The sequence below is a fragment of the Persicobacter diffluens genome, assembly GCF_036244895.1.
Lineage (GTDB): Bacteria > Bacteroidota > Bacteroidia > Cytophagales > Cyclobacteriaceae > Persicobacter > Persicobacter diffluens.
Genome location: NZ_BQKE01000002.1, coordinates 776,999 through 789,998, shown reverse-complemented (window position 1 = coordinate 789,998; position 13,000 = coordinate 776,999). Strand labels below are relative to the sequence as shown.

10 protein-coding genes are annotated in these 13,000 nt (G+C 44.3%); all 10 read left to right on the top strand.

Going from position 1 to position 13,000, the window contains the following annotated elements; all coding sequences use genetic code 11:
- The first annotated feature begins 260 nt into the window (after positions 1 to 260).
- The 10 genes from AAA970_RS17605 to ltrA all read left to right on the top strand — a co-directional run bounded on the left by AAA970_RS17605 (position 261) and on the right by ltrA (position 12,910).
- Positions 261 to 3,389, top strand: a complete 3,129-nt coding sequence (locus AAA970_RS17605; RefSeq protein WP_338238205.1) for a glycoside hydrolase 5 family protein — start codon at positions 261 to 263, stop codon at positions 3,387 to 3,389.
- Positions 3,389 to 5,617, top strand: coding sequence for an Ig-like domain-containing protein (locus AAA970_RS17600; RefSeq protein ID WP_338238204.1), 2,229 nt, complete (start codon positions 3,389 to 3,391; stop codon positions 5,615 to 5,617). The genes AAA970_RS17605 and AAA970_RS17600 overlap by 1 nt, the downstream gene beginning before the upstream one ends.
- Positions 5,614 to 5,901 (top strand): hypothetical protein, encoded by a 288-nt coding sequence (locus AAA970_RS17595; RefSeq protein WP_338238203.1) that lies wholly within the window; start codon positions 5,614 to 5,616, stop codon positions 5,899 to 5,901. The genes AAA970_RS17600 and AAA970_RS17595 overlap by 4 nt, the downstream gene beginning before the upstream one ends.
- A 48-nt stretch (positions 5,902 to 5,949) precedes the next feature.
- Complete coding sequence (locus AAA970_RS17590) at positions 5,950 to 6,768, top strand: glycoside hydrolase family 16 protein (protein ID WP_338238202.1); 819 nt, start codon at positions 5,950 to 5,952, stop codon at positions 6,766 to 6,768.
- Positions 6,769 to 7,515: 747 nt separating this feature from the next.
- The gene (locus AAA970_RS17585; RefSeq protein ID WP_338238201.1) at positions 7,516 to 7,917 is read left to right on the top strand and encodes a VOC family protein; all 402 of its coding nucleotides are present in this window, start codon (positions 7,516 to 7,518) and stop codon (positions 7,915 to 7,917) included.
- Positions 7,918 to 8,216: 299 nt separating this feature from the next.
- Positions 8,217 to 9,317 (top strand): transposase, encoded by a 1,101-nt coding sequence (locus AAA970_RS17580; protein ID WP_338238200.1) that lies wholly within the window; start codon positions 8,217 to 8,219, stop codon positions 9,315 to 9,317.
- A 4-nt stretch (positions 9,318 to 9,321) separates the two neighbouring features.
- Positions 9,322 to 9,660 carry a hypothetical protein gene (locus tag AAA970_RS17575; protein ID WP_338238199.1) on the top strand — a complete coding sequence of 113 codons (339 nt, stop codon included), beginning with the start codon at positions 9,322 to 9,324 and terminating at the stop codon, positions 9,658 to 9,660.
- 358 nt (positions 9,661 to 10,018) lie between these two features.
- Positions 10,019 to 10,897: an MBL fold metallo-hydrolase gene (locus AAA970_RS17570; RefSeq protein ID WP_338238198.1), complete on the top strand. Its 879-nt coding sequence runs from the start codon at positions 10,019 to 10,021 to the stop codon at positions 10,895 to 10,897.
- 318 nt (positions 10,898 to 11,215) lie between these two features.
- The gene (locus tag AAA970_RS17565; protein ID WP_338238197.1) at positions 11,216 to 11,410 is read left to right on the top strand and encodes a hypothetical protein; all 195 of its coding nucleotides are present in this window, start codon (positions 11,216 to 11,218) and stop codon (positions 11,408 to 11,410) included.
- A gap of 141 nt (positions 11,411 to 11,551) precedes the next feature.
- Complete coding sequence (ltrA, locus tag AAA970_RS17560) at positions 11,552 to 12,910, top strand: group II intron reverse transcriptase/maturase (protein WP_338238196.1); 1,359 nt, start codon at positions 11,552 to 11,554, stop codon at positions 12,908 to 12,910.
- Positions 12,911 to 13,000 lie beyond the last annotated feature (90 nt).

The window sequence follows — 13,000 nt, the reverse complement described above, 5'->3', positions numbered from 1 at the left end:
TAATTACCATCATTCATCTCCACATCAGAGGATGTATTTAAAAATAGGAGGATCAACCCTCAGAAAGGTTGATTTTTAAACAAAATCTTACGCGCCATTGTAATAATTTAGGTCAGGCAAGAATTTTTTAACGGTAGTGCGGTTGCTCTCAGTTATATCATTTTGTGATGATAGTCTAGTAACCAAATGATTATACATGAAATTCTCTGTTTAAATCAACCTGTTTTATGAACTGAATCCATTAAACTAATGCCACGAATATGCGGAAAATCTACATTGTATTCGTTTTCATAATTATTTCGTTCGCAGCTTTTTCTCAGGGAAACCAGGTTCGGGTACAACAGCTGGAATCCGGGATGAAACTACAGGTGGACGGAAAGGATTTTATGGTCAACGGGATGAACTGGGATTATTTTCCCATCGGGACTAATTACTCCTATAGTCTCTGGAATCAACCGGATGATATTATTCAGGCCGCTCTGGATACCGAAATGTCGCTTTTGAAAAACATGGGCGTCAATACCATCCGGGTATATACCGGAATTCCTCCCCGCTGGATCAAATACATTTATGAAAATTATGGCATTTACACTATGCTCAATCATGCTTTCGGGCGATACGGGCTGGAGATTAATGGTGCCTTCGTGGTCAATACTGATTACAGTGATGCCCGCACGCGTGAACTCCTCCTGAAAGAGGTCCGCGAACTGGCCGATACTTATAAAAACACGCCGGGCTTGCTGCTCTACCTTTTAGGAAATGAAAATAATTACGGGCTTTTTTGGGATGGAGCCGAGACCGAAGATATTCCGGTAGAGGATCGGAAATCCACCCAACGCGCTTTAGCCATGTATCAATTGTTCAATGAGGGAACACTGGCTATGAAAGCTATCGATACCAACCATCCGATAGCCATCTGTAATGGCGACCTGTTGTTTATTGAAATCATTCAGGAAGCCTGTAAGGATATCGATATTTTCGGCACCAATATGTATCGGGGAATGTCTTTTAGTGATGCCTTTCAAAGGGTTCGGGTAGAGCTGAACAAACCTATTTTGTTCACGGAATTTGGGTCCGATGCATTTAACGCGGTTTCAGGTGTAGAAGATCAGGAGGCCCAGGCCAAATATCTGTTGAATAACTGGAAGGAGATTTATGAGAACGCTGAAGGTTTTGGGAAAGCCGGCAATTCTCTTGGGGGTTTTACCTTTCAGTTCAGTGATGGCTGGTGGAAATTCTGGCAGACTAAAAATCTGGATGTTCATGATGCCAATGCCTCCTGGGCGAATGGAGGTTACACCTTCGATTTTCAGGAGGGAGAAAATAATATGAATGAAGAGTGGTTTGGCATTTGCGCCAAAGGCCCCACCAACCCCAGAGGTCTCTATGACCTTTATCCCCGGGCGGCCTATTATGCTTTACAAAAAGCGCATCAAATCAATCCTTATGCAGAGGGGGTGACGCTGGCCTCGGTACAGGAACATTTTAACAGTATCCTGGTGATGGATGCGGTATTGAAAGCACGAGGAGATCAGGCCGCTTTGCAGGCGCAGGAAAGTAAGATGATCCGGCTAAGTGAAATGCGGGCCGAACTTACTACTTTTATTACGGGAGGGGAATTGACCATCACTCCGGAGGATCCGGACCCGAATAGCACCACTTTCCCCGATCGGCAGGGCTTTGATTATATGCAGTCTTTTTTTGTTGGTGTGGAAGCCCGCCCGACTGAAAATGTTCGGGCAAATGTTACCTTTAACGTTTTAGGCAATGTGGCCACCAATCCCATCAATGAAATTTTCTATGAAAACCGGGGCCGCCCTACTGCTATTCCTAATGTCAGTGGGAATAGCGTGCAGACGGCCCTGAATCGGGTGCAGGTATATCAGGCTGATTATAGCTGGGAGCATGAGTATTTCAGTCTGGACGGATTTTTCCGGACCGGGCATTACCACTGGGGATATGAGGGTGATTTTTTCGGTCTGTATCCGGAGGCCAATTACGGTCCGAATTTAGATATTTATAATGGCAATGCTCCGAATGGGGTTGAAATAGCTGGTAAGAAGGAATTGAAAGGGTTTAAATTGGCCTTCGGCCCCGAATTGTGGTGGGGAGGGAACCCGGCGCTGCTGTTAAAATACAGCCGTGAGGTCGGGGGATTTGGCCTGACTGGGATCTACCATGAGGATTTGGATGAGCCCCGGCAGATTGTGACTTCCATTGCCGTTCCGCAGCCGCGTACCCGCAGAGTTACCCTGCATGTTGACCGGCAGATCGGGAAGTTTAAGGCGGAGCTGGGCGGCATTTGGGGTGGCCAGCCTTTGGTGGGCAGATCGTTTCAGCTATCGAAAGGATCGGAAGGCAACTATCAGATTTTCACCGATGAAGTAAAAGATTCCGACACCTGGGGGGGGAAGCTGAAACTGACCTATTCCTCCGGACGCCTGAATTGGTATGCCTCCGCGGCCAGCATGGGCCTGGTCGCCAATGGTAGTCCGGATCCGACGCAAACGTTCACCGGCTGGCGCTTAAAAGACAGCGGCAGTGGGAATCAGAATAATGTACTGACCGGACTGACGGTCACGATGGGGAAATTACAGGTGGCACCGAATTTTCTGTGGCAAAAGCCTTTGGTGGATCCTATGCCCAACGATGTCAGTAGCCCCGGCCGTTTGAGAAATATACTGGATGATCCTTTTGTAGTGATCAATAACCGGGAGACGGTGGGAGGGGAATTGCTGCTTACCTTCGATCCAACGCCTGGCACCTGGATGTATGAATGGGATAACGACCGGAAGGAGGACGCCAAATTTGCGACCAGTGTAGGTTTTGCCTATCGCCATCACCCTACTTCTCATGATGCCAATATCGTCTTTCCGGGTACCGGACGGGTGCCAACAGCGGCGGATGGTGCGCCGCCGGCCCTGGATATCTGGGAAGTTTACGGACGTATTGTCTCCAAGGTGGATGCCGATCTGGGCATAATCGTCAATTGGTACGGGGGTAACGGGCAGGCCCGAGGTTCTGACCCAAGGCCGATTGAAAGAGGAGGAGGAGACTTACGCATCCTCTATAAAAACATGAAACTGAATTCCCATGTCAAGGTGAATGATTGGGGGCCTTATGATTATCATCGTGACTTTAACCTAACTTTCCCCTTACAGTTGATGGCGGATATTTCAACCTCCGTGGGGAAGCAGGATTGGTATATTCTGCCAAGTACACAGTTGGGCATTCGCTTTACCTGGCGTTCTTTGGATGAAAATTCACCCAGGTATTTGCCCAATGCCAGCATCCCGCCTTCCAATACGCCCATCATCAGTCCGGTGGGATTTGATAACGGAAACGAATGGGAATTGAGAACATATGTCCACTTTAATATCGGGAAGTAATGAGCAGGAACAGAGGAATACAGACGCTTTCGAAATATCGTTTTTCGCTAATGGTGCTTAGCCTGAGCCTGCTTTTTACCGTTGGTTGTGTCAGGGAGGAAGAGGACTTACAGCCGGCTACTTTTCCCAATACGGCAGAGGTGTTTATTGATACTTTCAGCCCCGGTCTGGAATATGCCGCTTTTGGAGAGTCGAAACTGACCGCTTTCACGGTGGATGAACAAGTAAGTTTTGAGGGAAACATTGGCAACAGCTCCATGCGTTTTGATGTCCCCAATTTTGGGGATCCCGAAGGCCCTTTTGCCGGAGGCGTATTTTTAGACCCTGGTGGGCGGGATCTCAGCGGATATAATGCCCTTACCTTTTATGCACAGGCCACACAGGCTGCTACTGTGGATTTAATCGGCTTTGGTAATGATTTCGGAGACAATGAATATTTTACCACAACCAGCCTGCGCCTTTCCACCAACTGGACCAAATACATCATCCCCATTCCAGATGCAAGTAAACTCACAGAGGAAAGTGGTTTATTCATTTTTTCCGATGGGCCTGATGATGGTGATGGCTATACCGTATGGATTGATGTGGTGCAGTTTGAAAAATTAGGCACACTGGCGCAGGAGCGTCCGGCCATTCTGGATGGGGAGGATGTGGAAACCCGTACCTTCGTCGGCCTGACCACCCCCATCACCGATTTAAGTTATACGGTTAATTTGCCCAATGGGGGCGATCAGACCGTCAATACTACCGCTGCCTTTTTCAGCTTTACTTCTTCTGATTCCACGGTCGCCATGGTGAATGAAGCCGGACTGGTATCGGTGATCGGGGAAGGAACGGCGGTCATTACTGCCAGCCTGAAGGGCGTGGAAGCGGCAGGCTCGCTAACGGTGATTTCCTCCGGAGAGTTTAGCCCCGCGCCGGTGCCGGATCGGTCGGAAGATCAGGTGATTTCGGTTTTTAGCGATGCTTATACCAATGTTCCGGTGGATTTCTATAACGGCTTCTTCGAACCTTTCCAAACCACACAGGGCGGAGCCGATTTGGTGATTAACGGAGACAATATCATTCGCTATACGCAATTGAATTTTGTTGCAACCCAATTTACCCAACCCACCATCAATGCGGCGGACATGACACATCTGCATGTGGACCTGCAGGTGATTGAACCCATAGAGGAAGGGGATTTCATTCGTATAGAGCTGGTGGATTTCGGACCCGATGGTGCTTTTGGTGGAGGAGACGATTCCAGCGGTTCCATAACCTTTAATAGTCCGCCACTGACCACCGGCGAATGGGCAGGGCTCGATATTCCATTGGAAGATTTTGCCGGACTAACCAGCACCATGAATCTTGCACAAATTCTCTTTGTCAGCGATGCCACCATTTCCGCCATTTTGGTGGATAATATGTATTTCTATCAGGAAGAGGGGATGGTGGAGTTGCCTATACCCCCGGTAGCCCCTGCGCCTGACCCTACAGAATTGGCAGAAAATGTGATATCTGTTTACAGTGATGCTTATCAGGATGTGCCAAACCTGGGGTTCAACCTTTATGGGGCAGCCACTTTTGAGGAGGTACAATTGATGGGGAATGCCAGTTTGAAATATACACAAGCCGAGACGGATGGAGGGAATTTCCAGGTCATTGAGTTGGGGGGGAATCAGATTGATGCCCTTTCCGCCGGCATGACCAATTTCCGCTTTGACATTTGGTTTCCCAATCCCGTGAATGAGAATTCCGCCTTTCTGATGAAGGTGGTGGATATACCGGAGACCGGCCTGACGGAGGGCAGTATAAATATCAACGCCACTACCATGCCGGCCATTACTCAGGGAAGTTGGTTGCAGTTCGATATTCCACTGGCTGATTTGCAGGCCAATGGTCTCGGTGGCCTGAGCAATATACAGCAATTTGTGATTGATTTGCTTAGTTCCGGGGAAGTGTATATTGACAATATTTATTTTTACAAGGAACAGGATAACAGCGGTCCCTTGCCGCCAACGATGTCAGCCCCTGCGCCATCACAGCCGGCGGAAAATGTGATCTCCATCTACAGTGATGCCTACACTAATGTACCCAATGCAGGATTTAACCTCTACGGAGCTGCCGCTTTTGAGGAGGTTCAGATCATGGGGAATGCTGCGCTAAGGTATACCCGTGTCGAGGGGGATGGTGGTAATTTTCAGGTAATCGAACTGGGCGAGAATCAGATTGATGCGCAGGCATGACGCATTTCCGCTTTGATATATGGTTTCCTGATCCAATCCAGGAAACTTCCGCCTTCCTGATGAAGGTGGTCAATATTCCTCCGGAAGGGCTCTCTGAAGGGATTATCAATATCAATGCAGTATCTGATCCTGCGATCGGGCAGGGAAGCTGGTTACAGGTGGATATTCCCATTAGCGAGCTGGAAAACAGCGGCCTGGGCGGGAGCAGCAATATTCAACAGATTGTTATAGATCTGCTGACCAGTCCGGATGCCTATATCGATAATATTTATTTCTACAAATAACCATGAGTGCTTCGAGACTCATTCTCTTTCGGTAAAAATTAAATTGTGATGAAGAATTTGCCAAATACGTTGTACCTCTCCCTTTTCTGTGCATTATTTTTAATGGGCACAGCCTGCTCTGTGGATGATACCCAGGAAGTTACCCGGTTTAACAATTTGGTCATCGCTGATGAATTTGACACTCCCGGTAGTCCGGATCCCGAATTGTGGACCTTCGACATCGGTACAGGAGAGAATGGCTGGGGAAATAATGAATTGCAGTATTATACCGACCGGCCGGAAAATGTGATCGTGGAAGATGGGGTGCTGAAAATCATTGCCCGCCGGGAGGCTTTCAAAGGTGCTGCTTATACCTCCTCCCGGATAGTGACAAGGGCTAAATTTGAAAAAACTTACGGCCGTTTTGAGGCACATATTCAGTTGCCCTGGGGCAGGGGGATCTGGCCCGCCTTTTGGTTGTTAGGGGGTAATTGCGACGAAGTGGATTGGCCACTATGCGGGGAAATTGATGTTATGGAATACCGCGGACAGCAGCCCACCATTACGCATGGAAGCGTACACGGCCCCGGTTATTCCGGAGGAAATGCCATTACCAAAAGTTATGAAATCCCCAATGATCGCTTCGACAATGGCTTTCATATTTTCGGAATTGAATGGGGACCTTCTTATATCAATTATTATGTAGATGATGTGTTATACAACCAGATAACCCCTGAAGATGTCAGCGGCGAGTGGGTGTATAATCAACCCTTTTATATTTTGTTAAATGTTGCAGTGGGAGGATCATTTGTAGGACCGCCCGCCAATACCACCCAATTCCCCCAAACCATGCTGGTGGATTATGTGCGGGTGTATGAGTATGAATGATAGACTTATAAAAGTTAAAATGACGGAGGGCTTAATCCGAATTATTCACCGCTGATTAAGGAAGTCCGCTTAAGAGCTTGTTCACGGCTTTTTCATAAAACTACAAATAGGCAAATTATAGGAATGATCTAGTTCCCAATGGGCGGCTATTTGTTTTGAGCGCTTGTTAATGAGTTAGTTTACTATCTTCTACAGTATTGACATTATGGTAATCTTCCACATCAACATTCCGGCCTTGATCAATGGGCGGATAGACAAAGTTTCTGCTGGCGACCAGAAGACATCACCGCGACATTTCTGCAATACTTTACCAGTTTCGCGTCATCTGCAAATGTCGCCTTGATGGATTCCGTCAGCAGGATCTTTGTCCCGCCGACATTGATCACAGCCTTGATTTTTTTGTTTCGTTTTTTATCAAGAAAAAATGAAAAAGAAACGATTAATTATTAATATTAGGTATTGAATGGCTGATCTAGTTTTTTATGAAAAAGCCCTGAGATCGTGTTTAAAAGATAAAATACGTAGCGAAAATTTGATTAATGCAGAAGCGATACCCGATTATTATGAGCAAATACCATCGGTATTGTTGAGAAATTATCCTAAATCGTTTCTAATAATTCGAATTTGCTTCAGATGGTGTGTTTTTAAACATGTCCTTAGCATGCCTGATTCAGGTTAATTCCTAAAGTTTGAAAATGAGGCAAAAGGGCGTATAGTATTTTGATTTGAGAAAAATGTAACCGCCTGATGAACCTGAACCAAGTAACCATTCCATCCTTAGATTTAAACCAATCCATTCCTTTTTATGAAAAATTGGGATTAAAATTGATTGTCAGATCCTTGCCCCATTATGCCCGATTTGAATGTCCCGTTGGGAATGCTACTTTTTCAATTCATCAGGTGAACGAACTTCCCCAAGGAGAGGGGATTTATGTATATTTTGAATGTGAAGATCTTGATGCCCGGGTAGCGGAAATAAAGCAGAAGGGGATTAGATTTGATGAAGAGCCTACCGACCAAATTTGGTTATGGAGAGAGGCGAGATTGAAGGATTTAGACGGTAATCAAATCATTTTGTTCTACGGCGGAGAAAATCGGCTTAACCCGCCATGGAGAATTGGGGGTAAAGCAATGGATTCCTCACATTGAAAATGTACTTTGTATCCTATATTATTTGTAAAGGCAAAAATAAAATCCAACAATCAAACCTAAATTATTATTGAGTATGAAATCATTTTTTCACTATATCAGCTATTTACAGTATCCTCTCCTTTTGATCGGACTGTATTTTGCTTTCCAACCATTTATTATTGGAATTGGGCATTTTAAGGAAAATCCGCATACAGCTAGACATTTTTGCCTAAAAACGTAAAAAGCGAATCAACAATAGTAACTTTGGGTTCCAACGCCAACAAAGATCTATGTTCAATTCGCTTCACAGCAAACTTATGCAAGAATTTCCAAAATGGGGTAAAGCTTGCTGGAAAAATGTACTCGCCCTAAGTTTAGGCATCATCCGAAAAGGAACCGTTTGTCTTAATAAAGTGAAAGATTCCATCGGTAGCATTTTAGATAATCAGCGTACTTCCGCCTCTGGCCATTACAAACGCTTAACCCGCATATTTACGGAATATTCTGACACCAATTTATGGAGTGATCTATTGCAATTATCCGCCATGCATATGCACAAAGGTGGGGATTTTTTGATGGTCGATGGCACCAGCTGGACGCAAGGGGATCGTACTTTTCATTTCATGACCTTGGCCATTTTGTATAATGGAGTAGCGGTGCCGATCTATTTCATGAATCTGGAAAAGAAGGGCATCAGTAATCAGGAAGAAAGAATTCAGTTGCTTGAAGAGGCGTCAAAGTTATTCAATCTTGAAGGTAAAATTCTCTTGGCTGATCGTGAATATGCAGGACAGAAATTCATCAAATACCTTGAAGATAACGGCTTTAAATATGTGCTTCGGGTAAAAGAATGCAACTTTAAGACTCAGTGGAATGAAAAATCTATGACGAAAGCGCAAATGATTTCAAAAGTCACCAATAGTAAGGTGAAAGGTAAAACGATGTCCGCTAAAATGAAGTTTGAAGCTGGAGACAATTGCCGGATGGTCATCAAGAAAAGTGAAGATGCGGAAAAGGAACCTGTGATTTTCCTTTTGACAAACCTGTCTAAAAACGCATATAAAGTGGCTGAGGACTATCGGAAGCGATGGCAAATTGAGACATGTTTCAGACATTTGAAGACCAATGGTTTTGACCTTGAAAAAATGAATGTTCAGGGAGCAGATAGATGCCGGTTAATGATGGCTATTGTCGTTTTTGCATATTCGGTATCCATAGCTCATGGGTTAAAAAAGTACAAAAATGTTCGTCTGAAAACTTATGCCAATGGTAAAAGGTACAGATCCATTTCCGTTTTTCGAAAAGGAGTCGAATGCATCGCAGAAGCTGGTTACAGAATAGAAAATTGGGGCGAGTATATCCTGAATCACTTCTTGAGTCATGATCGGAAAATTTGCCCCAAATCAATAAATGTCTAGTTGTATGGAAAATCCGGATTTAAGTCTGCAAAATTTGAATTCCCTCTTGATCTTCATGGGCTTAGCCGTAAGTTTTTCATCCCTACAGGATAGTGCCAGAGTTCAAAATAAATTTTTGAAAAGGATTTGGCGGCATCCCATAAAAGGCAAAATACTGATTGCCATCATTTGTATTCAGATTTTATTTCTACTTTCCTTCGGTTTGTTTGGATATTACTTTAAAAAGGATGTCGCGACAAAAGATATTTTTATAGGGGTGATGGTTTTTGGAATTGGAATGTTTGGCTATCTAAAAACCGCGATAGAAATTTTTGATCATCATAGAATCGATAAGAATGAGTAGTCACGCTGTTCGTATAGGAATAATGGATAAAGGCTGGGAAAAATTACTGGCCTCCCTTTGGGTTTACGATATTTATTTTATCGGAACGAAAGAGCATGTTTAAAAGCCCATCATCCGGCTGCAAATTCGAATTATTCACCGATGAATTCATTTTCCCTTTATAATGCGCTCATTGTCAAAAAAAATACAGCTGTTTTGCTTTGCTTTTTATTAGCCCAAATTTGGATAAGCTTGCTTGTTCCACATTTACCTGCTTCCTTGGAAAAAACTCGAAATAGGGTACTATTCCTTCATTTTTCCAGCCTTGCGGCTCAAGGAGGATTTAAGCATGCATCCTTCAGGTTAAGAACTAAATCTTATGGATCATAAAATCAATATATTTTCCACCGCTTTATTTTCCACCTGGATAAATGTGGAGGACCTTAATCTGCTGATTGATTGCGGTGATGGTTTGTCTGCTGGTCTGATGCAGAAGTCACGGAAGATCAAATATGTATTTGTGACGCATCCAGACCGGGACCATATGGACGGTTTGCCGCAGTTTGTCCAGTTAAATGCCAGGGAAGATTTCCCAATTATCCATTTCCCGAAGGATTCCGGTTCTTTTCCGGCCATGAAAGGTTTTTTGGATCAGTTTGATCCTCATGTGCAGGAGGTTAAATGGATTGGAATAGAAGATCAACAACAGGTTCCCATTGCCAAAAATTATGAAATTCAGGCCCTGAGAAATGAACATGTAAAGGCGCCACTTGGGGTGCACAAAAGCCTGAGCTACAAATTGTATGAGGTGAAGGAAAAGCTGAAGGCTAAATACGGTCATTTGTCTTCATCGGAGATTGCCGGAATTGCTCAGGAGCATGGAAAAGGTGAATTAACGGAAATTGTGAAAAGAAAGGTGATCAGCTTTTCTGGGGATACCCCAGTGGATGATTACGCCAAATGGGACCATTCAGAAGTGCTCCTTCACGAATGCACTTTTCTAAGACCGGAAAAAAACAGGGCGGGGGTGTCCTGGAATGAAAAGCACTCCCAACTGGAAGACGTCCTTCGGATGGTCAGCGAGATCAATATCGGAAAGCTGGTGCTTTCTCATTTTTCCACCCGCTATTCCCGGGAAGAAATCATCGATTGTACCCTTGCCGGATTGAAAAAATTCAACATTCAGGTGCCAGTGCATCTGGTATTGCCGGGGGAATTGAAAATGGATGTATTGTCGTCCAAAGCCATTAATGAGTAGTTTCCCGAGGCATCTGCTGGTCGCTTTTGTCTGTTAAGCCGGATTATTCATGCTTTTGCGCCGTGCAAGTCCATAAGGTGGGGATTTGAAAGCGTATAAAAAAATAAATAAAATGAAACACCTTTTAGTGTGCCTGCAGGTATTTAATCCTGCACGGAAAGGTTGGTCAGCCACCGTAAGCGAGTTTGCATAGTTGGTAGAAATGCCAGCATGAAGCGTATACAGCGAGTGCCGAAGGCGTATTGTTAGCCTCGAAATATAATTCATTGTTGAAGCATTAACCTTAAGCATAGTTGGTGCAACATCAATGTAGCAGTAATGACAAGTAGCATTGATTCGACCGGGGTCTTGGTTTACGTCAAAGGTACAATAGGCACGCATGGAAACACGGGAGAGCCTCCTGCCTCCACACGAAGCAAGGGTCAATATGGAAATGCCCTACCGAAAAATTTCCAAATCAGCATGGTCTATATGTTCACCATGTCTGATGCTAAGGATGAGAGCATATCGTAGTGGTATCAGTACCGAGGGAAACCGCAGGGAATGAGATGGGCAAAGGCAGTCTTAGCATCTCCATAGTACCGTTTGAAAGCTGGGAAATCTTTACCCAAGAAAGCCAGTAAGTAGGGAAGGGAAAACCTGAGCCTGATCGGCTTGGGGGATGCCTTAAATTGGGTCGATAATTTAGAAACATTAAAACAAGCACCGGATGCAACTAAAAAGATGTCAACAGTAGAATTAGAGATAGCAGCACGAGCAAGAAAACACAAGAACACTGCATTGACGAATGTAAGCCAGTTCATAGACGAAAATATGCTAACAGATTGTTTTCACAGCCTGAACAAGAATAGTAGTCCGGGCGTGGATGGCAAATGTTGGTATCATTACAATCTTGAATCTGAAACTCGCATACCAGCACTATTAACCGAATTTAAAACGGGGAAGTATCGAGCTCCTTCTATACGCAGGGTTTATATCGACAAGGGAAAATCAGGGAAACGCCCATTGGGCATCCCGACCATTGAAGATAAGATACTTCAGGAAAGTGTTCGCCGCACCCTGAACCCCATTTATGAAGAGGAATTTAAGGCCTTTTCATTCGGATTCAGGAATGGATATTCTGCACATCAAGCTGTGGAATATATGTTTAGGGAAGTAAGCTTTAACGGACTGCATTACATCATTGATGCTGACATAAAGAATTACTTTGGTAGCATCAATCATGCACAACTACGTGAATTTCTTGACTTACGGGTCAAAGATGGCGTGATACGCAGAACGCTAAATAAATGGTTAAAAGCAGGTATACTGGAGGATGAGCAGTTGCAATATCCAACAGAGGGTACCCCTCAAGGAGGGATAGTATCTCCCTTGCTGAGTAATATTTATTTGCATTATGTACTGGATGAATGGTTTTCCGAGCAAATACAGCCATTATTAAAGGGAAAAAGTACTATAGTCCGTTATGCCGATGATTTTGTATTGGGTTTTGATAATGCTTCGGACGCCGATCGGGTAATGAATGTTTTGCAAAAGCGATTTGAGAAATTTAATCTTGAATTACATCCTGACAAGACAAAGATCATTAATCTAAAGAGCAAAAGAGGCGAAGGCGAAAGAGGTTTTGATTTTCTGGGATTTACACATTTTCTAAGCGAAAGTCGCAACGGAAAAATGATATTGAAAAGAAAAACAGCGAGTAAAAAGCTGAACCTTTCACTCGTTAAAATGCAAGACTGGATAAAGTCAAACCGGCATCGTAAACTCGATGAAATCATCAATGAATTGAATTTGAAATTACGCGGATACTATAATTACTATGGAATCACCTTTAATAGCAGAAGTCTGCATGCTTATTATCACCATGTCAGGCGTATGCTCCATAAATGGCTAAATCGCAGAGGTGGACGTCCTGCATGGAATTGGGAGCGGTACAATCGCTTAATTACAGAATGGAGGCCACTACTTAAACCAAAAATCTATCACAGCTTTCTGAAAGCGAAACCAATTTAGGAGGAACCGTATGCGGGAAATCCGCTCGTACGGGTCTGTGAGGGAGCGGGGAGGTAACAACCCGCTCTACTCGGAAAATCCTCGTTTAGC